A 21,960-nucleotide genomic window follows, 5' to 3' on the forward strand; every position below is an offset into this window, starting at 1 on the left:
AATTTCCTATTAAATGAAAAAAGTCCTGAAGTTTTATCCCTCAGGACTTGAACGATATTTCATATTGAACTATTCAAAGTAATACATGAACAATAGCACCTGGGCCCGTATGGGTACTTACAATTGGAGTCGTTTCTTCGATAGTAAAGTCATCATATCCAGAAGTTTCAAGGACGGCTTCCTTAATTTTCTCAGCGAGTATGTTCTCTTATCACATCTAGTCTTGCTACTATTTCTTCAGCTGATTTTCCATCCGTGGCCATTCGGGCAGCTTCAAGAACCTGGAACGCCAAACCTTTCGAAATAAAACGAGAATCAACACATTCACTTTTGCACTTGTCATCTGGCGGCACTTTCAGCAGAACGCACTGTATTAGCCATAAATTTACATCTCTATCAAAGCACTAGCTTATGAATATAATACCTATTCTGTAATGCAAATAAAAATAATTACATTCATTCTTGTAATTTTCTTATAAAAGAACAAAAGCGCCTTTGTATAGGCGCTTTAAAAATGAATCATCAGGCGTTATTTTTCAACTCAGCAGATTTGAATAACTGCTCATAATCCGGCCACTTCATAACTCTTTTTAAATACTCTTTAAAAGAATAAAACTTTTTTGCGTTTCTTTCCTGATAGATCGCTGTTATAAAAGTTTGCAAACGGACTTGGATCATAAAATAATAGGTGCTCTCTTCTTCCAACACAGGAATATCCACGACTTTAACCTTCTGTCCAACAACATTTTTGAACTCTAGGCTTTTGAATAACAAAATATCAATCCTCTTTTATACCCGTTTGAATATATTATACCCTAAATCCTGGTCGAAATGTGTCTGTTTACGCGGATATAATATTTTTTTATGATTTTTTTGCTACCTGGGGCGATAATCTTCATGATTTTTTTATATTCACTAGTGAGATTAAAGAAATGATTCTGTTTGAATACAAAAAACGTGTGGAAGTTCCACACGTTCGAATGACTGTTTACTTGTTAAAGAATCTTTATCCATAGCCTTTATTACAAGGATGATTCCTCGTCGCTCTCCTCGTCCATATCTCCGTATTGCTCTTGCCATACTTTTTCCTTCTTGAGTTTCCGTTTGTAAACAAATTTAGATAAGTTTACGCTGATTTCATACAAAACCAGGAGCGGAATGGTAACCAGGATATCTGACATGAAATCAGGCGGTGAAATGATAACTGAAATCACAATCAAGATAAAGTAAGCATACTTTCTGACCTTAACCAGGACGTAAGGATTAATGACTCCCAGGGAAGTCAAAAACATGACGACAACCGGCAATTCGAACAGTACTCCAAATGGGAGTGTCATATTCATGATGAACTTAAAATACTTTTCCGCCGTAAAGTTCGTTACAAGCATATCCCCGCTAAGCTCCACGAGGAAATTCAGAACTGTCGGAAAAATTACAAAGTAGCCAAAAGCAAGGCCAACGATGAATAGTATGAATAACGCCGGGATATACGAAAGTGATATTTTCCTTTCAATCGGCCTGAGTGCTGGTTTGACAAAAAGCCAAATCTGTGTGGCCAATACCGGAATCGTACCAGCAATCGCGATGATGGTTGCAAGCATGAAGTAAATCCATACGATATCACTTGGACCTAAGACTATTAACTTTACGTCAAGATCCCGGACAAAAAAGTTATATATCTCTTTAACGTAGAAGAAGCCTATGCCAAAGAATATAATGAATGCTACAGCCGAGACGATCAGCCTGTTTCGCAGCTCATCGAGATGATCCACCAGATTTAATTCTTTATCGTCCATATAACAATCCCCTGCCAATTCCGTTTGGTGCATTTCTTGAATAAAGCCTGTCATTTACAAGCCTTTTAAGAAAAAAGGTGTAAGACAAAAGCATCTTACACCTTATTTAGTAACTTTCGTAATTTCCTTCTTTTCTTCTTCGAAATCTTCCATGACATCGCTTGTCAATTCACGAGTTGACTTCTTGAATTCACGAAGCGTCTGTCCAAATGCACGTCCGATCTCTGGAAGCTTCTTTGGTCCAAAGATAATTAGGGCTAAGACAAGGATTAAGATTAATCCAGGAACTCCGATGTTTGATAACATATCAACATCTCCTTTTTCATATTGTAAATCTACTATGATTATAGTACTTTTACTCCCTTAAGTGGAGGAATCCCGTGAAAGTTCATAAGAAATTCACAAAGGTCTACGTAATCTAACTAAGTGTGACATTTCTTATTTTATAACATTTATCCTTAATTATCTATTATTAATATTATACCAGTAAATTAAACAACTGATTGTCCTTATTCAATTCCATGAAGGCGAAACCCTTATTCTCCATGCTTGCGATCAGCCTCTGGTAATCATGCTTACTCTTTAATTCAATTCCGACAAGTGCCGGCCCGCTTTCTTTATTATTTTTCTTTGTGTACTCAAACCTGGTGATATCATCCCCAGGCCCAAGTACATCATCAAGGAATTCACGCAACGCACCAGCACGCTGTGGAAAATTAACAATAAAGTAATGCAGCAAACCTTCATGAAGCAGCGACCTTTCCTTAATCTCCTGCATCCTGCTTATATCATTGTTGCCGCCGCTTATGACACATACAACTGACTTTCCTTTTATCTCATCACGAAGAAGGTCCAGGGCAGCAATCGGCAAAGCTCCTGCCGGCTCAGTTACAATTGCATGCTCATTATATAGCTCCAGTATGGATGAACACACTTTCCCTTCTGGAACTGCAACTATCTATCGACATTTTCCTTGCAAATTTCATATGTCTTGCTGCCAACACATTTAACAGCTGCTCCATCTACGAATGTATCGATTTCTTTTAGGGGAATAACACTATTTTGCTCAAATGCTGCGTTCATGGATGCTGCACCACAAGGCTCAACTCCAATAAGTCTAGTGGTTGGTGATACGCTTTTTATATATGTACTAACTCCTGCCATCAAACCCCCGCCGCCTATACTGGCGATTAAAAAATCAACAGAGTCCTGACAATCATTCAAAACCTCCACAGCAACGGTTCCCTGACCGGCAATCACTTTTTCATCATCGAAAGGATGGATGAATTCCCTTCCTTCTTTTTCAGCACATTGCTGCGCCTCCCGATAAGAATCATCGAATGTATCCCCGACCAGGATAATCTCAACGAACTCTCTCCCAAACATTTCGACCTGGCTGATTTTTTGGCCAGGTGTTGTCGCTGGCATAAAAATCTTCCCGTACACACCGAGCTGTCGGCATGCGTATGCTACACCTTGAGCATGATTCCCAGCACTGGCACACACCACACCATGATCAAGCCCCATTTCCCACAATAACTTCATTGAATAATAAGCGCCCCTTAACTTGAAAGAGCGTACATGTTGCAAGTCCTCACGTTTCAAATAAATATCAGCTTCATATTTTTCTGATAAACGCTGGTTCAGTTGCAATGGTGTATGGGCAACAACCTCTTTTAGATGCCGATAGGCAATGAGAATATCCTCAACACTTACCCATTTTTTCTTCATTGTTTCTTGTTCCATACTGTCACCCTCACTTTGCAAAATATTAATTTTTCCATTATAACATGAAATATCACAATATCAGTTAAATTTTTAAATATTTAATTTTAGGCTTTCAAGTTGAATATAATGGTAGTAAAATAACATATAATAACGGAAATTACGCTGGAGGGAAATGAGAAATGGAATTTTCATTAAACAGTTATGACGGGGCATTGCCGGTGGAGGTTACACTTGATGAGGACAACGGCCGCTACATGATTCGCAAAAGTGATACAAGCGGAGAGTATTTCAATAGTCCCTTGGAAATGGTGAAATGGATCCGAGACAACTTCAAGCCTGAGGATTTTTGCATTCCTGCAGAATTCACCCAAATGATGAATAGCCTTGCACAATTCGAATAACTCCATAACATCATCCAGCCAGATTTTCTAAAAAACGAACAGCCCCTGCGATCATGCATGGGCTGTTGTCATTTACAGAAATATTATAAGGCAATCCTTTTAGCATTCCGAGACTGGATGATCACGTCTCTAATTTCTTCGGCAAGTGAAGTTAAATCTTATCCTTATATTGCCTGCTGTGTACCGGAGGACTTATAATGACTTTTATTTTTGCAGGTTTGACAAGACGGCCGTTTTTTTCAATTTTATAAGAAAGTGAAAAAAGCAGCCCATTTTTAGACTGCTCGGCATTACTTCCGCTTATAAATCAAAAACTCATAATCATAGGGATTTTTTTCATCCGTGAGTCCGATTTCCCTTGACTCAAGCTCCCATTTATCAATGTCGAACACTGGGAAAAACGTATCTCCTTCAAACTGATGATGGATCATCGTAAGATACAGCTTGTCTGCATGATGAAGGACTTCTTTGAATATTTCCGCACCGCCGATGACGAAAATTTCTTCAGATTTGTTCTCAATGGCATAGGCTAACATTTCCTCAATTGAATGGATCACAGTACAGCCTCTGGACCGTAATTTTCATCACGAGTAATAACGATATTTTCTCTGCCTGGGAGAGGCTTTCCGATTGATTCATATGTTTTCCTTCCCATGCAATCGGATGTCCCATCGTCACACGCTTAAAGAACTTCAGGTCCTCCGGAAGTCTCCACGGGAGCTGGTTATGGTATCCGATGACTCGGTTTTCATCCATTGCCCAAATTAGTGATATCATACACTGACAACCCCTTTTATATGAGGATGCGCTTCATAATTGACCAGCTCGAAGTCTTCATATTTAAAATCAAATATTGATTTGACCTCAGGGTTGATTTTTATTTGCGGCAATGGCTTAGGATCCCGGGTAAGCTGCAGTTTAACCTGCTCCACGTGGTTCGAGTAAATATGGGTATCTCCGAAAGTATGAACGAACTCACCTGGCTCAAGATCACATACATGAGCGACCATCAAGGTCAGCAGAGCATAGGAAGCGATGTTGAATGGCACGCCCAGGAAGACATCAGCGGATCTCTGGTACAGCTGGCAGGAAAGCTTGCCATCAGCTACATAAAACTGAAACATACAATGACATGGAGCAAGGCCATTTTATCGATTTCAGCAACGTTCCAGGCATTGACAATCATCCTTCTCGAATCAGGATTAGTTTTAATTGTCTGAATCAATTCTGAAATCTGGTCTACCGTTTCTCCATTTGCACCTGTCCATGATCGCCATTGGCTGCCATAGACCGGGCCTAGTTCTCCTTTTTCATCTGCCCATTCATTCCAGATGCGCACCCCATTTTCCTGCAGGTACTTCACGTTCGTATCTCCATTCAGGAACCAAAGAAGTTCATGGATGATTGATCTTAAATGAAGCTTTTTTGTTGTTAGCAGCGGAAATCCATCCTGTAGGTTGAAGCGCATTTGATAGCCGAAAGTACTGATGGTGCCAGTACCCGTCCGATCCTCTTTTTTCACACCAGTATTCAAGACATGCTCGCAAAGTTCTAGATATTGTTTCATGAATTTCCCTGCCCTTCAAAACGTTCGATTTCTTTTTCTTATTTTAGCAAATAAATCAACAATGGTGGAAAGATATATCCTTATTTTGAATTCTCTTATTACTTTGCTACGGGATTCCATATTTCCTGCATGAATGCACCAGAATGGCAAAAAAGGCCTACTTAAGGCCTTCGATATATTGATAGGTTTGCGGTGCAGCTTCCTTAAGCAATTTTGCTGGGAGTCCGCCAATATAGAACATCGCAAAGCTTTCTGCAAAGTATTCCTCAGGATAATCAAGGAAATAGGCACGGCCAGGAAAGAGCAGCCGGCTTTCATGCTTCCAGATTTTCAAAAATCTTTCTTCATGCCTGATTCCATCATAAACGTGGCGGTCAAGAGAATGTGCGAGTTCATGCAACTCGAGGTTTACAGATCCATGGCCCTTCCCTTTCTCACTGCTGCCAATTTTCACAAGGACGGTCCTTGAACCCCCGATCCCTGGGACCTGATCCCAGGTCTTTTTAGATGTATAACCTCGCGGAACAATCCCCTTCAGGTGGCTTGCACTTGGATTATCCGTCAAACTCCCTTCAAATAACTTCACTTTAATATTGCTGTCTACCGCTTTAATAATCATGCTTTCAGGAAGGAGCATAAGCCTGTTAATAATCTGCGCTGCTTCACTTTGATCAAAGTCATTTTCTGGCAGAACAATCAACTTACCGGCAAGACGGACGTTTTCCGGCTTCAGGGATTCATATAGCAGGGATTGTTTAGGATACTCATATAGAAAAATGCCGTCCATATTGCATTGGAACTGCCTAGAAGTGTGAAGGAAAGTACGATAACAAGGAATATTTGAAAAACCCTTCGCATTTATTATCCCCTTTCCTGAAGTGTATTTCCGAAGATGCCTTTAGGGTTGATGGAATGTAATTTTCGAGGGGAATTGTCTATATTATTCTATTAAATTATAACATATGATCGCTTGCCTGCTGGCTGAGAAATTCAGGAAGGTGGAAAAGAATTCCCCTGCATTTCTGCGCTGAACAAAAAGCGCAAGCTCCTCGTTCAGCCCCGACAAGCGCTGGAGGGCCGACCAGTGAAGTCGTTCTCAGCTCCAGCGCCTAGCCCCTCGAGTCGCTTCGGTCCGCCCAATGAAGTCAAATGAAGGCATTCTTCAATCGTCTCAATCTTGATGCCTGTGGTACCTGATAGTCGGGCTATATCAACACTTTGTCCAGCAATGTTCTTGGCATTCCTGATCATCACTTCATTCGTGCGCCGGTCGAGCTCTTTCATTGATTCAGCCACCATATTTTTCCTTTTTACAGTTCTTTACCTATAACACAACCGAGTTAATTTTGCCGATCAGCTTGGCGTTTCCTCGCTGAAGCAACTTTATTTGAGGTGCAGTCTGCAGTGCAACCACTTTCGCCATTCCAAGGTCATAGATTCTTTGTTCAAGAAGCTCAATCGCATTGCGAAGTGAATCTAGTTTCATTGAAGACATTTGATCACCATTCAAAACGTCTTGTTCAAGTTGCGGAAGATTAGCCCTTTTGAATGAACATATTCATACAATTGGTTATAATACTCAACTTCATCATGCGGAATCCCGATAAATCTGGCATTGACTTGGCCGATATGTATGAAAACACCATCTTTTTTTGTAAAATGGGCGCTCACTTGCCGGAGTCATGATCAGCTCCAACCAGTTGTCATATGTAACAGGCAATTGTTGTATTATTAATTGGTTCGTTGGTGAATACATAGAATCACTACCCGCTTAAGACGATTATCTAAAATAATGATTTAAATTGTCTGATAATACTCATTATCATAACATAAATAATGAAACACCTTTTTGGCTTGTAATAGCAGTACGGAATACATTATCAAAAGTTTCAAGAAGTTCATAAATCCTGAATTTCACCTTTAATCCTGTCCATGCATATAGATGAATACTTAAAACTGGAAGGTGAATTCACATGCGATTTATTTTTAAAAGAGAGCCTATTGAGGATTTGCGATTGGAATTACGGAAGGTCATCCAGGCTATGTGTTCGGGTCATCTTGTTTTAGTGGATCTATTATTCTATTCACTTATTTTCACCATCTTAATCATTCCGGCAGCCTCCCCTTTACTCCACTTCACAGCCACCTTTTTACTCATATATGCATCATTTGCTTGCTTATTCTTGTTTGTAAAAAGGGCGGTAAGAGAAATCACCGAATATCAGGAGGAGTAGGATTTATGTGCGAGTTAGGAAAATAAAAAAAGGAACAGACCTGTATCTGTTCCTGGGTTCCATTATTGCACATTCTTTTGCTGCTCACTTGCTTCAGCTTTTTTCTTGTTCAAATAGTGGACGACAAATGTTGCCGTAAAAGTAATCAGCAACAGAATAAAGAAATGGGCATGTTCTATATGGATGCCAAAGACACCAGCAAACATTTTTGCAGATATGATAAAAATCAGGATGTAGGCAGTCGTCTCAAGTTCAGGGATCTTTTCAATCAATCTAAGAAATACCCCTGCAACTCCTCGCATCATCAAGACACCGAACATACCGCCAAGAAGCAGGACCCACACTTCTTCGCTGACACCCAAAGCCGCAAGGACACTGTCCACAGAGAATGCGATATCCATTAATTCCACTGCAGCAACCGTACCCCAAAATGTACCAAACAACCGGATCAGCAGGCCGCTCTGATTGATTCCTGCGACTTCCCCGCTATCCTGACTTTCACCTTTTTTCTTTTCGATAAAGTATTTAATTGCCAGCCAGGCCAGATAACCAGCGCCAAGAACCTTCACCCACCAGAACTCGATTAAATAAACACCTATACCAATTGCGATGAACCTGAAGGCGTATGCGCCAAGCAATCCATAGAACAACGCTCTTTTCCTCTGTTTTTCGGGCAAGTGTTTTACCATCACTGCCAGCACTAAAGCGTTGTCAGCAGATAAAAGCCCTTCAAGGATAACGAGTGTCCCGATTAATCCCCAGCTGACAGGATCAGTTAAAACCTCAACCCACATATCCCAATTGAAAAACTGGACATAAGTATCAACAAACCCTTGTAGTATGTCTGCCATTCTAGATGACCCTCCCATTTTTTTTGGTTCTTAGGAATTGTATAGAAAAACCCAGCATTAGCCGGGCCTCTATAAAAACTTATTTCATTTTACTCAATTTAAGTCCTAAATCAGCCAAAATAAATGGGATTTTTGCTTGCTTTATTGTTCAACACAGCAGTTTCTCTGAAGGTAATCCTCAACTTTTCCATTTAGGCGGAGTATTTTTCGCCCAGAATATTTTCCCTAGCTCATAATGGGTCTGGAAGTTATCCTGATAAGTGTGGTAATGGAAATTAAACCAGAAACCATCCTTCGGCGGCTGGTCCCTCCTGACGTGAAACCGGATAATATCCTTCCCATTATCCCCGATTATATGGAATATTTTTTCAGACTCACCACCACCAGGTACTTCCGTGATACGGAGAGATGTCAGCTTTTCTCCGGGAAACTGGAAAGCTACCTTTTCGATTGCCTTTTCTATGTTCGGCAAAATAGTTTGCCTGAATTCATCTTCAATCACAGGTCCAATTTTCGCACCGAATTTCTGAAAAGATTGTTGTTCGGCTTCCATCATTGTCCTATGTATGAACATCTCCCTCTCCAATTCCTCATCTAAAGGGACATCGAGCGAATCAGCGAAACTTGTTTCAGCGGCGGTCGATTTTTCAGATCTTTCTGTTGTAGTTGTCAGAAACCCATTCACCTGGGCAGGAGACACCATCCCAAATGTAACCATGGAGATTATGACAACAAGCGATTTGCGCAGCCATGCGGGCATGTTGATCACATCCTTATGTAAATAGGAATAATTATCTGTGAAAATATCAATCTGTCTAAGTTAAATATATACGTGTGTAGTAACAACCTAAATTGGTCATAATAAATAAATATGCTTAGGATTATTATAACTTGTTTATACGTGAAATTGGGCAAAGGGTTTCAGATTTTTCAAAAATGGTAATAAGGAAATATTAGAGGCTTTAATTAAAGTTAAAAAGGGAGGTCATAAGTATGGAGTGGGTCGCTGTTGCAGTCAGCCTAATTACGCTTGCTTATTTTGTCTATTTGGCAATTGCGGATTAAATAGGAAAATGAATGAACGGACAGTAATCACTTCTTTATTGTCCGTCAAAAAAAAATACTTCTGCAGACGATTGTATGGTACATAGAAAAAGAATGAGGTCTGGCCTCATTCTTTTTCTATGACTCCAAAATGGAATTTTGCAGTTTTTCTTCTGTATACTTCGAAACCAAAATCATCAAATCGGCTGCTTCTGAAATGGTCTTTCAAGACTACTCGTTTCCTGGCGACACGGTATGCATGTTCAATGAGTTCTTGTGAGAGTCCATCGTATACAGCGAAGTGGGTCAGTCCCCTGATTCCATCTGACTCTAATATCGATTCATCGAACATCGGGTCAAAATATACACAATCTACGCTGTTGTCTTCTTTTGCCTCGAGGAACTCCAGTGAATACCCTTGCAGCACTTCTATTTTGTCCATAGCCTTATTAATGGCTTCTATTCCTGAATCCCATTCCTTGAGTCCAGTTTTGACTAAATATGCAAGCTCTGGTCTTGCTTCTATTCCTGTAACAGAACCCGACTCACCTACAATGAAGCTAGCTACGATACTATCTGAACCAAGGCCGAGTGAACAGTCAAGAAAACTCATCCTTCCTGCAGTTTTGCTGCATCTGTGAGAGGATCGCTTTCGCCTTTCATTAATCTTTTGATTCGGAACATAGCGGAATTCGGGTGAAAAAAGAAAGGTTCTGCAGCTCCCAGCGGAAAAAGCTCAAGCCGGTCTTTGCCAACTACCAGGCAGTCATCCTTCACGATTTCCTGGATTGCCGATACTGACCTCTTTTTCCTTGGTACGAAATCCATTTTGAGCTCAAAGGCTATGGCTCTTGCTTCAGCTGTCATATTCTCATTTGTCCTGCCTGCTGTTGTCACAAACAAACCTAACACCCCCAGACACTAATTCGAATACAAAGAAAAGGACGTCCGTAGACATCCTTTCAAACTTTTGCTTCGCAGTGTTTACTCTAATGCTCTTTAAAGCTATTCATTAAATTTCCCTTTGTTAAAACCAATCAGTGCCTAGCAATGAGAATCAAAGGCAGATGTTAAGTTATCCATGATTGCTTCCATTGGCTGTCCTTCGATATCATGGCGTGGAATGAAATGAACGACTTCTTTGCCTTTTAATAATGCCATTGAAGGTGAAGAAGGCTCAAGATCAGTGAAGTACTCACGCATTTTTGCAGTTGCTTCCTTGTCCTGACCAGCAAACACAGTCACAAGATGATCTGGTTTTTTCTCATTTCTTAAGACTGCTTGAGTTGCTGACGGACGAGCGAGACCAGCAGCACAGCCACAAACAGAGTTAACTACGACAAGCGTTGTTCCTTCCGCATTTTCCATGAAATCTTCCACTTCATCCGCAGTAAGCAATTCCTTGAAACCAGCACGTGTCAATTCCTCACGCATCGGCTTTACCATTTGTCTCATATATTCCTCATATGCCATTGACATAAATAATTCCCTCCCAAACGATAGTTTGCAGTGTTAGCATACTATATTTTTAAGGCTAAAGGCAATAAAAGAACGTATCACCTGTCTTATGTGATGAACAATCAGAATGTTTCTCTAACGCCACTATTGTTTTCTGGCTTCCGTCATTTGTTTCCAGACTGAGCCTTAGCTTCCTCGCCATGCTCAATACGGGCAATCGCTAATTTCACCTGCATGCTTACTTCGAATTCTGGATCGTCTTCAGCACCCTTTAACGCAGACAGTGCCCTTTCATCTCCAACTTCGTACAGGAACATCGCCGCCCTCCAGCGGACAAGCTTGCTTGGGTCCTTTAGGGATTCAATCATTTCATCCATTGCTTCCGAATAACCAAGGTCAGATAAGCAGTCACCTGCTGTCCTGCGAACAGTAACAGTTTTGTCATTTAGAGCTTTGTACAGCAATAGCAGAACCTTTTTGTCCTCAATCATCCCTAAGTAAACGGTGGCTAAACGGCGTATAGATGCTTTCTCATCTTGTAAGGCTTTTTCAAGCACCGGCAGGTCCTCTATAGAGGGATCTTCCATTTGCTCAAGAAGCTGGTATCTGATCCGCCAATCCGGATTTTCCAAGTCCGCTTCTGTAATCTTGATTTTTTTCTTTGCTGCTTTAATCTGAGCTTCCTGGCCAGGATTTTTAGCCAGCTGAACGAGCTCCTCTAGCCTCTTAGGAGGATATGCAGCCAAAAGCTCTTCGACAACATCATTTCCTACCTGATCGAAATCTCCATAACGGACTCCAAGTTCCTTCCACCGGCGGACCATCACAACGTTATCCTCGGGAGTCTGTACCTCACCTACCTTTGTCACGAAAGATTCTGGCAGTCCAAACCGCTTCTCTTCCGTGCCATCAGTCAGCTTCACCTGCATGGGAATTCCCTTATATACCTGCACAAGGACTTTTACTTCCCCAAAATGCTCATTGATTTCAGGTGCATCATTTGATTCTTCTGCATCTTCTCCGAACGCTTTCCTGACCTCAGGAAGGATTACCTTCCAATCATATTTTGCATTCCTTTCGACTGCCAGGAAATCTGCAACATGGTAAACCCCTTTTACCCCTTCAATCTTCAGTATGTTCACAACGACTTCGGGTGCCCCGGCCGCTGAGTCCTTTTTATAGTTATTGCTCTTGCCCATAGGAAGTTCCTCATCCAGATTGATCTTCATCGTATTCGGGCTTGGCGTTGGTTCAATTGATACAATTTTCACATTCCCACCCCTTTATATTTTTCAGGAATGATGCCATTTTAACATAGTGGAGAATAGATAGCATTTCGAAGCCCTTCACACAGAAGGCCCACTAGGTTCTGACAGCTTTTGTGCTTTTTCCCTTGAACCTGTCCGAAGTTGCACTATATAGTCAGGGCAGGAAGTCTTTTTGAGTGATAAAAAATAAGACCTGGAATCCCAGGTCTTATTCGTTTTCGGCGAGCTCGGATAAATAGCTCCACCTTTCAATTAGGTACTCTAGCTGCTCATTCAACTCTTTCTCTTCATTCACCAGTGCCTGGCCTTTTTCAAAATCACTCCCGATACTGGCCATTTCTGTCTGCACTTCTTCAAGGCGGGCTTCTGTACCAGCAATCTTATCCTCAATTTCTGCCCATTCTTTTTGCTCCTTGAAGCTCAGTTTCTTTTTCTTCGGTTTTTCTGTCTGCTCTACCTTTTCCTTCTTTGGCACTGTAGGAGCAGATTCAATTTCCGGCCGCTTTTCAAGGTATTCTGAGTAATTGCCGTAATGCAGGTCTGTCTGTCCATTACCTTCCAGTACAAGCAGCAAATCAACGACCTTATCAAGGAAGTAACGGTCATGGGATACCGAGATGACGACACCAGGGAAGTCTTCCAGGTAATCTTCCAATACAGTTAATGTCTGTGTGTCCAAATCATTGGTTGGCTCATCCAGCAACAGAACGTTGGGTTCCTCCATTAACAGCTTTAATAAATAGAGTCTGCGCTTCTCGCCTCCGGAAAGCTTCCTGATTGGAGTTCCATGTGCATAAGGCAGGAACAGAAATCTCTCGAGCATTTGTGCAGCTGAAATTGTCTTGCCATCAGTAGTTTGGACGATCTCTGCTGTCTCTTTAAGGTATTCAATCACCCGCTTATTTTCGTCCATATCCTCATTTTCTTGAGTATAGTAAGCGATTTTCACGGTTTGTCCGGTGATGATTTCACCGTCATCAAGCATGATCCTGCCTGCGAGGATATTCAGCAAAGTCGATTTCCCTGTTCCATTGCGGCCGATGATTCCCAGCCTGTCCCCAGGTTTCACAAGAAGATTGAAGTGATCTAGAATTACTTTATCTTCGTATTTTTTGTTGCATCCTTCAGTTCAAGCACCTGTTTGCCCAGCCTGCTGCCACTCAAAGAGATGTCGAGTTTTTCAGAAGACTTCACATTAGACACTTCATCATCCAGTTTGTCAAAACGCTGGATGCGAGCCTTCTGTTTGGTTGTCCTCGCCTTAGCCCCGCGCCGGATCCATTCAAGTTCCTGCCTGAACAAATTCTTTTTCTTTTCAAGTGTTGCGGCTTCATTTTCCTCTCGGATTGCCTTGGCTTCAAGAAAGCTGGCATAGTTGCCTTTATAGCTATAAAGACTTCCACCATCAAGTTCAAAAATCCTGTTCGTCACTCTGTCAAGGAAATAACGGTCATGGGTAACGAGCAGAAGTGACCCTGAATATCTGGATAGATAGTCTTCAAGCCATTTTACCGTCTCATAATCAAGATGGTTTGTGGGCTCATCCAGAATCAGCAAATCCGGAGATTCAATCAAAACCTGAGCGAGTGCGACACGCTTCTTCTGTCCGCCGGATAGCTCGCCCATTTTTTTGGTGAAGTCCGAAATTCCTAGCTGCATGAGTATGGATTTGGCTGCAGTATTCGCATCCCAGCCGTCAGAACTATCCATTTTCCGCTGCAAGTCATAAAATCTTTCCTGAAGTCCTGGATCATCAGGTTTTTTACCCAATTCAGAGAGAATAATCTCATAATCTCTCATCAGCTTCAAGATTGGAGCGTCACCGCTGAAAACCTGATCAAGAACCGTTTTGTCATGTTCCATCTCAGGCTGTTGGGATAAAAATGAAATTTTATAGTCTTTGGCAAAAATAATATCGCCAGAATCCGGCTGGTCGATGCCCGCCACGATTTTGAGTAATGAAGATTTCCCTGTTCCGTTCACACCGAGTAAACCGACTCTTTCACGCTCGCCGATTGTAAAAGAAATCCCATTAAAAAGCTCTTTTTCTCCGTATGTTTTCGTCACGTTTTCGATCGTGATCATTTTCATGCCTTACCATTCCATTCACTGTAAAATTGATCCAGGAAAGTCTCCATGAATTGGTGTCTTTCCTCAGCAAGTTGTCTCGCATGATCTGTATTCATTTTAACCTTCAGCTTCAAAAGCTTCTCGTAGAAGTGATTGACCGAGGAGCTGTCGCCATTCCTGTACTCCGCCAGCGTCATTTCTCCCCTGATATTCAGGTCAGGTTCGTAAATCGGGTGCCCTTTCTTTCCACCGAATGCAAATGTCCTGGCAATCCCAATAGCACCTAGAGCATCAAGCCGGTCAGCATCCTGCACAATCTCAGCCTCGATACTATCGAGCTCAATCATCCTGCCGCCTTTATAGGAAACTGTTTCGATGCAACTCCTTATCCTCGAGCTAGTTTCGCTGTCTAATTGTATGCTTTGTAAAAATGAATCAAGTTTCAACCATCCGGCTTCTTCCGATTCATTCAATTTATCATCTGGAATGTCGTGGAGCAAGGCCGCCATTTCAATAATGAACCAATCACCCTGCTGTTCTTTGCTCCATATAAGCCGGGCATTCTTCCTGACCCTGTCAATATGGTGCCAGTCATGTCCCGAAGAATCTTTGCCAAGCTCAGTTTTAACAAATTCCTCTGCCATTGCAATATTATCTCTCATATGCGCACCTACTTTCCTACCGAACTCATTTTACCATATAAAGTGATGAGAGATAGCTGGATAAATATTATTAGGATGCGTAAAATGCAGCCTGTACTTTTACCTTTTTTTAATAGCAGCCTGTCTATCGGACACTTTCTCCGGGTTCTTCTCTTTGTTTGTCCGTTAGAGATCTTCTATTGGACACTTTCCCCAGATTCTGCTCTCAGTTTGTCCGTTAGAGGCGTTCTATCGGACACTTCCACCACATTCTGCTCTCAGTTTGTCCGTTAGAGGCGTTCTATCGGACACTTCTCACACAGTTTGCTCTCTGTTTGTCCGTTAGAGGCTTACTATCCAAACATTCTCTATAAATTACCGAAGTAAGTCGATTGGATCTTTTTTGCCGGACCAAAAGAAAAAGTGCCAAGATTGGCACTTATGCATCTGCGTTATTCCAGCTGATCCCGATTGTATGTTCACCAGCATGTACACCGATGACGGCTCCAATTGGGCAGCTAAGGAAACGGATGTCGGAGAATTTTGCTTCAAGCTGGCTTTGCCATTCGTCGGCAACCTCTTTATGGAGGCCGTATAGAATGTACACTTCTCTTATACCATATTTATCATGGGATTCTTTCAAATAATCGAATATTTTCTCTCGCGCTTTTTTATCGCTGCGGACCTTTTCCTTTGTATTTAGAGCGCCATCTTCAATACTGATGATAGGTTTGATATTTAGCATGCTTCCAAGATAGAATTGCATACCTGACATACGTCCGCTTCGATGAAGCTGTTCAAGGCTCCCGATCATGACATAGGTTTCATTTGACTCACGGATGATTTCCAGCTTCTCCTTGATTTCCTCGATTGATGCTCCCTGTTCAGCTAATGCTATTCCTTTTTTTAATAGAGACGTCAAAGGATATGTGAGAATTTTCGAATCAAAAGTTATGACGGGAATATTAACATCTTTTGCAGCCTGTACACTAGAGGCCACTGTTCCGCTCAGCTTGGAAGAGATCAGGACTGAGAATACGATGTCATAATCTTTTTCAAGCTTATTATATAGTTCCATAAATACGCCCGCAGGGGGCTGGGAGGTTTTCGGCGGCGTTTTCACTGTTTTTAATCTTTCATATAATTCTTCTGCTGTAAGATCCTTTCCATCCAGGTACTCAACATCATCCAATACAATGGTCATTGGTACTTGATATACATCAGGATGGTTCTTTAACTCCTCATCCAGATAGGCTGTACTATCAGTAACCCAGGCGATTTTCTCCAAACAATCTCCTCCTATTTCGATTTTTCAGTTCTATTAAACACCATGGTTTTTACAAACATTCCAATTTCCCTTTACTAAAGGACGGAAATGCTTATACATATCATCGGGTACTTCCTCACAAATAGAACTATTATAGTCTATATTTATTTTTAACTTGTTAATAGACTATTCTGAAAACAACACAGAAATTCCTGCCTCGGAGACAGGAATTATTATTCACTCAATAATTTTTTTGATTTTTTCCAGTGAAGCTATCATATAATCGACCATTTCTGATAAGTCGTCAATCTGTTCTTCATAAATAAGACGGTTGAAGGAAACCTGCACATGGCTTTTGATCGTTGGTTTATCTCCCAATGGGTCAAGCAAGGCGGTTTGCACTATCGCACGATCTCTTCCCCATATTTCCTCAAGCCATCTATGAACTTCCTTAAAAACAACCATTTCATTTTTATGATGAAGTGAGAAAGAAATATTCACTTTACACCCTGCAAGCTGTTTGGCTTTCACACTTTCCAATAGCTCCGCCGAGAGGTTCTCCAATCCGGCCTCAATGGTCATCATTGCCGATAAAAGATCCGGTTGATAACCTGTTTTAGTGAATGAAATTTCATATTTACGCGACAGCTTGGCGGCATTAATCCAGTCATTGCGGTCAATCACAATAATTTCTCCGCTCAAATCCCTGTCATATATATCGCCTTCTATTACGACTTTGATGTTTTCATAAGCTGTCGGGTCAAACAAAAGCTTCCACTCCTTTTAAAAACAATAACGAAATATAGCCAGCCCCATCTCACAGCGTGTAACATTCCATGAAAGTCACTTTCATGTTACCACTATGCCTGAAAGGACTGGCCATGCTAATTTTCACTTAGAACAATCCAACAGCGTTGCCTTCTTCATCAACATCCATATTCAATGCTGCCGGAAGCTTCGGCAAGCCTGGCATTGTCATGACTTCACCTGTCAATGCGACGATGAATCCCGCACCTACTGACGGCTTAAGTTCCCTGACTGTTATAGTGAAGCCTGATGGCCTTCCAAGTTTTTCCGGATCATCAGACAATGAATATTGTGTTTTGGCCATACAGACTGGCAGCACACCCCAGCCAAATCCTTCAAAGTCAATCAGCTGCTTCTTAGCTTTCGGTGAAAACTCGACTCCATCCGCACCATAAACCTGACGGGCAATCGTCTTGATTTTATCCTCCAGTGAATCGGATAAGTCATAAAGGTGGGCAAATGTGTTTTCGCTTTTTTCGATGACATCAAGAAGTTTCTCTGCAAGCTCCACTCCGCCGGCGCCGCCCTTTTCCCAAACTTCCGTCAGGGCAACCGGAATCCCAGCATTCTCACACATTTCTTTTAATGTGTTGGTTTCAAGCTCTGTATCAGTAATGAATCGGTTAATGGCAACTACATATGGCAAGCCAAAGCTGGCAATTGTCTCAACATGCTTTTTCAGGTTCGTAAAACCATCTCTTAATGCTTTCACATCTTCGTTTACCAATTCCGTTTTCTTCATTCCTCCATGCATTTTCAGTGCACGTATGGTAGCCACAATAACAACAGCCGAAGGATCTATTCCTTCAGTTCTTGCTTTGATGTTCAGAAACTTTTCAGCCCCAAGATCAGCACCGAATCCTGCTTCTGTAACGACAAAATCCGCAAGCTTGGACGCAGCCTCGGTCGCGATGACACTGTTACAGCCATGTGCGATATTCGCAAATGGACCGCCATGGATCAACGCCGGGGTATGTTCAATCGTTTGGACAAGGTTAGGCTTTACTGCTTCCTTCAATAATAAAGTCAAAGCCCCTTCTACTCCCAGGTCACCCACAGTAACAGGCTGCTTGTCATAGTTATAAGCAACAACCATCCTTGAAAGACGGAGTTTTAAATCCTTAAGATCGCTTGCAAGACAAAGTACAGCCATGATCTCTGAAGCAACCGTAATATCAAAACCATCTTCACGAGGAACGCCCTGCATTGGCCCGCCAAGTCCGACGATCACTTTTCTTAGTGCACGGTCATTCAGGTCCAGCGCACGCTTCCAAACAATTCGGCGCTGGTCTATGTTCAGCTTGTTTCCCTGCTGCAGGTGATTATCAATCAAAGCTGCCAGCGCATTATTTGCCGTAGTAATTGCATGCAGGTCCCTGTGAAGTGAAGATTGATATCCTCCATCGGAAGCACCTGCGCAAAACCTCCGCCTGTTGCTCCGCCTTTAATTCCCATCGTTGGTCCTAATGATGGCTCACGCATAGCAATCATCGTTTTTTTACCAAGCTTGTTCAATGCATCCGCAAGCCCGACCGTTACAGTCGATTTACCTTCACCAGCTGGTGTAGGATTAATTGCAGTAACAAGAACGACCTTGCCGCTTTCTTTTGTTTTTAACTTAGCCAAAGCTTCTGAAGACAGCTTCGCTTTATACTTGCCAAACAGCTCAATATCATCGGCATCCAGGCCAATACTTGCTGCAATATCAACAATCGGTTTCATTTTACTGTCACGAGCAATTTCAATATCTGACTTTACATGAATATTTGTACCCATTTCCAATCCCCCCAGATATTCTCTATATGCTTACCATTTTATATTTTACCATCAGTGAAATACTATCAGGTAAAAAATATTCATTTGTCATAAAATTTCCTCTTTAGCCAATTGCTCCACAAAAGAATTCAGACTATAATAAAAATTATTGATTTTAGTTTGATAAAGGGAGGTTACACATTGCCAATAAAAATCCCGTTGCATCTGCCAGCGAAAGAAATACTGGAAAAAGAAAATATTTTTATCATGGATGACAGCCGTGCTGCCAAACAGGATATTCGGCCGTTGAATATACTGATTCTGAATTTAATGCCCGAAAAAGAAAAAACCGAAAGACAGCTGCTCAGGCTGCTCGGAAATACGCCACTCCAGGTGAACATAACATTTTTAAAAACCGCTACATATGATTCAAAAAATACATCACAATATCATCTGGAAGAGTTTTACCAAACCTTTACCGAAGTAAAAGAAAAGAAATATGACGGCATGATCATAACAGGTGCACCAATAGAGTTGATGGAATTCGAGGAAGTAAACTACTGGGATGAACTGAAGGAAATCCTCGACTGGACTGAGCGGAATGTCACGTCCACATTGCATATATGCTGGGGAGCACAGGCTGCTTTATACCACCACTATGGCATCAAGAAATATGTCCTGCCGAGGAAATGCTCAGGAGTATTTAATCACAGAGTCCTGGACCATAGTGAAATGCTTCTAAGAGGCTTCGACGATGAATTCATTGCCCCTCATTCACGGAATACGGACATTCCAGAAGAAGCCTTGCAAAATCATCCTGGGTTGAAGCTGTTGGCTTCATCAGATGAAGCCGGCGCCTTGATTATTTCCAGCAAAGACAGCAGGAGAATCATGATCACCGGCCACCTTGAATATGAAGCTGAAACTCTTGCTGAAGAATACTTAAGAGATACGAAAAAAGGCATTGAAATCGAGATGCCGGAAAACTATTTTCCACAGGATAATCCTGATAAAAAACCGGCAAACCGCTGGAGAGCCCATGCCCATCTGTTCTTTTCCAATTGGCTGAACTATTACGTATACCAGGAAACTCCTTATGAATGGGATTAGAAAAGGCATCGACAGAGTCGATGCCTCTCTTCATTTCCGGATCTATATCCGGCTCTTCTATTAACCTTGCGGAGCATAATAGACTTCTTCAAAAGGCTGGACGACGACGAAGCCTTCACCGCTGAATTTCATCTGGATGGATTCGCCGCTTCCACGGCCAAGGAACGTTTTGAACGAAATATCTGTTACGAATTCAGGCTGGAGATTTCCAGACCAGGCTACAGTTGCGTTCGGGTCTGTATAAACCGGATTCTCAGGGCTGACAAGCAGGGTCAGCGGTTCATAATGGGATGTGATCGCTACCATCCTGTACCCTCGAGACGGACATTGAACAATCCTCCAGACAGCATTCCGGAGACCCGGCGCATCAGCTTGATATCCCAGATGATGGAAGCTCAAATGCCAGCAGGTCATTGCCGTTTACGAAAATAGCTTCATTTTGCAAATGCAAAATTGATATTTTCTTTCCCTGATCAGCGAGATAAAGCTTTCCATTTCCATTTGCCTTCATTAGTGAAGCACCTTCACCTGTTAATGCCTTTTTGAACATCTTGCCGATCCCGTGTTCAAGCACTCCCTCGCGCTCAAACTTGATCTGGCCGCGATAGGAAACCATTGCTCCAGCTTTCGACCATACCTGGCCATTCAGGTTGATTTCCAGCATTCTCGGTGTTTCCAGCTCAAATAACCCTTCCCCTTTATCCTGCTGCTTTGTGTTGCTCACAAACTCTTCGATTGAATATCGACTCATCATAATGCCTCCTTATTTTATAACCTGGAACATGAAAATCCACATAAATGATAGTGACTGCTGTAGTTCTATAGGCAATGAACCATGTGGAAGCTGTTCAGCCGCTTTTTTAAATACTCCGAACTCACCCGCTTTACTCCAGCCATTTTCCAGAGCTAGCTTTTCCAGCTCCCAAGGCATGATTGTATTGCAGATTACTTCTTCTCCATACAACCTTCTGAAGCTGTATGTCCTGGGCTTTGCAGTTGGTCCGAGGATGCCAATGCAGGCATAACCATCTGGCTTAAGGATCCGGGCCATTTCTTTTAGCGATTCATAGGGATTGTTGGTCCACTCTATTGAATTAATCGCCATAACTGCATCAAAATGGTTATCGGGGCTTCCACAATCCGACAGGGTCCCCTTTTTGAAATTACAGTTCTCATTCCGCGGGTTCAGCCTGGCCCTCTCAAGCATCTCCTCGGATACATCGATTCCGGTGACTACATATCCTGCTTCGGCCAGCTTCTCAGAGCCTGTTCCATCTCCGCAGCCCAAATCACAAACCGTCGAAGTAGATGGTACAAAGCGCTTGATAAGAGGCACTATATCCTTGCGGCTTCCAGTTTCCCACATAGCCCTGCTCCTGGAATTCCACGTGGCAGCCATACTGTCCCATTGTTTTTCAGATTCCATTTCCCAATTGAAGGTACCCATAAGCCCACCTATTCCTATACTATTTATTTCGTTACAGAAAGAGAGATTCCTCTTAAGTTTATTTTTCTTGAAAAAGTGCAAGACTAGGAGGGTGAAAGGAGAGATTAAATTGGAACAGGAACAATTGGTTGCCATACATAAAAATAACGCTGGCGAAATCATCAGTTTCCAGACATCGAGCGGAAGGATTATTCCTACCGCAAAGCTTTGCTGGAAGCCAACACAGGGATAATTTCAGGAGTGAATATCAATGAAGGTCCAGACGGAACATCCTCTTTAGTTTCAGCAGATGGCCCCGGCTTTGAACAATATCCCGATATATACTAAGGAACGAATAAAACACCTGACAATGTCAGGTGTTTGGTTTTAGACACAAGGAGGGAAATTAAGCCTTAAAACTATGTATGACAAAGTAGGCTGCTGCAACCGTACCCTTATGCAGGGGTTCCGCCTTCTATAAGGGCACGATTCGGCTTTAATCGTATCCTTATGCAGGGATTCCGCCTTTCATAAGGG

At 42.0% G+C, this 21,960-nt stretch carries 16 protein-coding genes and 9 pseudogenes; 3 read left to right on the forward strand and 22 right to left on the reverse strand.

What is annotated here, in order from left to right; all coding sequences use genetic code 11:
• Positions 1 to 191: 191 nt before the first annotated feature.
• The 5 genes and pseudogenes from JCM21738_RS27720 to ilvA all read right to left on the reverse strand — a co-directional run bounded on the left by JCM21738_RS27720 (position 192) and on the right by ilvA (position 3,542).
• Positions 192 to 353: a DegV family protein gene (locus JCM21738_RS27720; protein WP_439645998.1), complete on the reverse strand. Its 162-nt coding sequence runs from the start codon at positions 351 to 353 to the stop codon at positions 192 to 194.
• A gap of 169 nt (positions 354 to 522) precedes the next feature.
• Positions 523 to 774 carry a DUF2535 family protein gene (locus tag JCM21738_RS12230; RefSeq protein WP_023627657.1) on the reverse strand — a complete coding sequence of 84 codons (252 nt, stop codon included), beginning with the start codon at positions 772 to 774 and terminating at the stop codon, positions 523 to 525.
• A gap of 248 nt (positions 775 to 1,022) precedes the next feature.
• The gene (tatC, locus tag JCM21738_RS12235) at positions 1,023 to 1,796 is read right to left on the reverse strand and encodes a twin-arginine translocase subunit TatC (RefSeq protein WP_023627656.1); all 774 of its coding nucleotides are present in this window, start codon (positions 1,794 to 1,796) and stop codon (positions 1,023 to 1,025) included.
• 102 nt (positions 1,797 to 1,898) lie between these two features.
• Positions 1,899 to 2,102 (reverse strand): twin-arginine translocase TatA/TatE family subunit, encoded by a 204-nt coding sequence (locus JCM21738_RS12240; RefSeq protein ID WP_023627655.1) that lies wholly within the window; start codon positions 2,100 to 2,102, stop codon positions 1,899 to 1,901.
• A gap of 172 nt (positions 2,103 to 2,274) precedes the next feature.
• Positions 2,275 to 3,542: pseudogene (gene ilvA / locus JCM21738_RS12245) on the reverse strand (threonine ammonia-lyase IlvA).
• Positions 3,543 to 3,703: 161 nt separating this feature from the next.
• On the opposite strand from ilvA, the gene JCM21738_RS12250 reads away from it, so the two are divergent.
• Entirely contained in the window at positions 3,704 to 3,925 is a 222-nt protein-coding gene (locus JCM21738_RS12250) for a hypothetical protein (RefSeq protein WP_023627653.1), read from the forward strand.
• 290 nt (positions 3,926 to 4,215) lie between these two features.
• Here the strand turns inward: JCM21738_RS12250 and JCM21738_RS25880 are convergent.
• The 15 genes and pseudogenes from JCM21738_RS25880 to JCM21738_RS12325 form a co-directional block, all read right to left on the reverse strand.
• Positions 4,216 to 4,702 (reverse strand): annotated as a pseudogene (locus JCM21738_RS25880) (dihydrofolate reductase).
• 59 nt (positions 4,703 to 4,761) lie between these two features.
• A pseudogene (locus tag JCM21738_RS12260) lies at positions 4,762 to 5,492 on the reverse strand (thymidylate synthase); the annotation flags it as partial.
• Positions 5,493 to 5,649: 157 nt separating this feature from the next.
• Positions 5,650 to 6,279 carry an anthrax toxin lethal factor-related metalloendopeptidase gene (locus JCM21738_RS12265; protein ID WP_243463008.1) on the reverse strand — a complete coding sequence of 210 codons (630 nt, stop codon included), beginning with the start codon at positions 6,277 to 6,279 and terminating at the stop codon, positions 5,650 to 5,652.
• A 374-nt stretch (positions 6,280 to 6,653) separates the two neighbouring features.
• Positions 6,654 to 7,026: pseudogene (locus tag JCM21738_RS27725) on the reverse strand (toxic anion resistance protein); the annotation flags it as partial.
• Positions 6,999 to 7,163 carry a YceG family protein gene (locus tag JCM21738_RS27885; RefSeq protein WP_500778550.1) on the reverse strand — a complete coding sequence of 55 codons (165 nt, stop codon included), beginning with the start codon at positions 7,161 to 7,163 and terminating at the stop codon, positions 6,999 to 7,001. The gene JCM21738_RS27885 and the pseudogene JCM21738_RS27725, both read right to left, overlap by 28 nt.
• A 625-nt stretch (positions 7,164 to 7,788) precedes the next feature.
• Positions 7,789 to 8,577: a TerC family protein gene (locus tag JCM21738_RS12280; RefSeq protein WP_023627646.1), complete on the reverse strand. Its 789-nt coding sequence runs from the start codon at positions 8,575 to 8,577 to the stop codon at positions 7,789 to 7,791.
• A gap of 178 nt (positions 8,578 to 8,755) precedes the next feature.
• Positions 8,756 to 9,337, reverse strand: a complete 582-nt coding sequence (locus JCM21738_RS12285) for a YpjP family protein (RefSeq protein ID WP_023627645.1) — start codon at positions 9,335 to 9,337, stop codon at positions 8,756 to 8,758.
• A gap of 411 nt (positions 9,338 to 9,748) precedes the next feature.
• Positions 9,749 to 10,524 (reverse strand): annotated as a pseudogene (locus tag JCM21738_RS12290) (class I SAM-dependent methyltransferase).
• A 141-nt stretch (positions 10,525 to 10,665) separates the two neighbouring features.
• Entirely contained in the window at positions 10,666 to 11,100 is a 435-nt protein-coding gene (locus JCM21738_RS12295) for a BrxA/BrxB family bacilliredoxin (RefSeq protein WP_023627643.1), read from the reverse strand.
• Positions 11,101 to 11,223: 123 nt separating this feature from the next.
• A pseudogene (locus JCM21738_RS12300) lies at positions 11,224 to 12,350 on the reverse strand (conserved virulence factor C family protein).
• Positions 12,351 to 12,555: 205 nt separating this feature from the next.
• A pseudogene (locus JCM21738_RS12305) lies at positions 12,556 to 14,438 on the reverse strand (ABC-F family ATP-binding cassette domain-containing protein).
• Positions 14,435 to 15,079 carry an HD domain-containing protein gene (locus tag JCM21738_RS12310; RefSeq protein WP_023627640.1) on the reverse strand — a complete coding sequence of 215 codons (645 nt, stop codon included), beginning with the start codon at positions 15,077 to 15,079 and terminating at the stop codon, positions 14,435 to 14,437. The pseudogene JCM21738_RS12305 and the gene JCM21738_RS12310 overlap by 4 nt, the downstream one beginning before the upstream one ends.
• 418 nt (positions 15,080 to 15,497) lie before the next feature.
• On the reverse strand, positions 15,498 to 16,346 hold the full coding sequence (locus JCM21738_RS12315) for a DegV family protein (protein ID WP_023627639.1): 849 nt from the start codon (positions 16,344 to 16,346) through the stop codon (positions 15,498 to 15,500).
• Between the two features lie 216 nt (positions 16,347 to 16,562).
• Positions 16,563 to 17,093 (reverse strand): hypothetical protein, encoded by a 531-nt coding sequence (locus tag JCM21738_RS12320; protein WP_023627638.1) that lies wholly within the window; start codon positions 17,091 to 17,093, stop codon positions 16,563 to 16,565.
• A 127-nt stretch (positions 17,094 to 17,220) separates the two neighbouring features.
• Positions 17,221 to 18,908: pseudogene (locus tag JCM21738_RS12325) on the reverse strand (formate--tetrahydrofolate ligase).
• Positions 18,909 to 19,088: 180 nt separating this feature from the next.
• On the opposite strand from JCM21738_RS12325, the gene metA reads away from it, so the two are divergent.
• Positions 19,089 to 19,997, forward strand: coding sequence for a homoserine O-acetyltransferase MetA (gene metA / locus JCM21738_RS12330; protein WP_023627636.1), 909 nt, complete (start codon positions 19,089 to 19,091; stop codon positions 19,995 to 19,997).
• 60 nt (positions 19,998 to 20,057) lie between these two features.
• Here metA and JCM21738_RS12335 read toward each other — a convergent pair.
• Together JCM21738_RS12335 and JCM21738_RS12340 are read right to left on the reverse strand one after the other, a co-directional pair.
• Positions 20,058 to 20,748: pseudogene (locus JCM21738_RS12335) on the reverse strand (AIM24 family protein).
• A gap of 12 nt (positions 20,749 to 20,760) precedes the next feature.
• Entirely contained in the window at positions 20,761 to 21,444 is a 684-nt protein-coding gene (locus JCM21738_RS12340; protein WP_023627634.1) for a class I SAM-dependent methyltransferase, read from the reverse strand.
• A gap of 109 nt (positions 21,445 to 21,553) precedes the next feature.
• On the opposite strand from JCM21738_RS12340, the gene JCM21738_RS26730 reads away from it, so the two are divergent.
• On the forward strand, positions 21,554 to 21,676 hold the full coding sequence (locus tag JCM21738_RS26730; protein WP_256360196.1) for a hypothetical protein: 123 nt from the start codon (positions 21,554 to 21,556) through the stop codon (positions 21,674 to 21,676).
• Positions 21,677 to 21,960: the final 284 nt, after the last annotated feature.

This window comes from Mesobacillus boroniphilus JCM 21738 (genome assembly GCF_000517385.1).
Lineage (GTDB): Bacteria > Bacillota > Bacilli > Bacillales > Cytobacillaceae > Mesobacillus > Mesobacillus boroniphilus.

What these genes read in the sequence shown, in the direction of transcription:
- tatC (WP_023627656.1), bottom strand. Translation starts at nt 1,796, where the DNA reads ATGGACGATAAAGAATTAAATCTGGTGGATCATCTCGATGAGCTGCGA.
- JCM21738_RS12240 (WP_023627655.1), bottom strand. Translation starts at nt 2,102, where the DNA reads ATGTTATCAAACATCGGAGTTCCTGGATTAATCTTAATCCTTGTCTTA.
- JCM21738_RS12250 (WP_023627653.1), top strand. Translation starts at nt 3,704, where the DNA reads ATGGAATTTTCATTAAACAGTTATGACGGGGCATTGCCGGTGGAGGTT.
- JCM21738_RS12265 (WP_243463008.1), bottom strand. Translation starts at nt 6,279, where the DNA reads ATGGACGGCATTTTTCTATATGAGTATCCTAAACAATCCCTGCTATAT.
- JCM21738_RS12280 (WP_023627646.1), bottom strand. Translation starts at nt 8,577, where the DNA reads ATGGCAGACATACTACAAGGGTTTGTTGATACTTATGTCCAGTTTTTC.
- JCM21738_RS12285 (WP_023627645.1), bottom strand. Translation starts at nt 9,337, where the DNA reads ATGCCCGCATGGCTGCGCAAATCGCTTGTTGTCATAATCTCCATGGTT.
- JCM21738_RS12295 (WP_023627643.1), bottom strand. Translation starts at nt 11,100, where the DNA reads ATGTCAATGGCATATGAGGAATATATGAGACAAATGGTAAAGCCGATG.
- JCM21738_RS12310 (WP_023627640.1), bottom strand. Translation starts at nt 15,079, where the DNA reads ATGAGAGATAATATTGCAATGGCAGAGGAATTTGTTAAAACTGAGCTT.
- JCM21738_RS12340 (WP_023627634.1), bottom strand. Translation starts at nt 21,444, where the DNA reads ATGGGTACCTTCAATTGGGAAATGGAATCTGAAAAACAATGGGACAGT.